1 protein-coding gene is annotated in these 387 nt (G+C 68.0%); it reads right to left on the bottom strand.

The features are described 5' to 3' along the window. Nucleotides 1–132: 132 nt before the first annotated feature. On the bottom strand, nt 133–387 hold a 255-nt coding region (locus tag BGN97_RS02390), incomplete at its 5' end, for an HNH endonuclease signature motif containing protein (protein ID WP_292697705.1).

Below are 387 nucleotides of genomic sequence, written 5' to 3' on the forward strand. Positions count from 1 at the left end.
CGGCGAGGGCTGCGTCGATCCATGCGTCGATGCGGTCGACGTTCTCGATGCCCTCGGCGATGTCGAGCGTTGATGCGCCGGTGTCGGCCAGGTAGTCGGAGGGGTCGGGCTGGGTGGTCATGGTGGTTCCTCTCATGTGAAGTACTTCAGGCCGGACTCGACGGGGATGCCGACGGGTCGGAGTGGTTTGTCCTGCCGGCTGTAGTTGCAGCGTCGGTGGCTGGGGCCGAGGTTGTCGATGTCGTAGACGGCGCCGCCCTTGGCGCGCGGGATGACGTGGTCGGCGCTGTTCGATCCGGGCAGGCCGCAGTTGATGCACACGTCGCCGTAGGTGGCGAGGGTGAGGGCGACGTACTGCTGCGCCTTGCGGCCGCCCCAGGTCTCGGC

The sequence above is a fragment of the Microbacterium sp. 69-10 genome, from assembly GCF_001897945.1.
Taxonomy (GTDB): Bacteria; Actinomycetota; Actinomycetes; order Actinomycetales; family Microbacteriaceae; genus Microbacterium.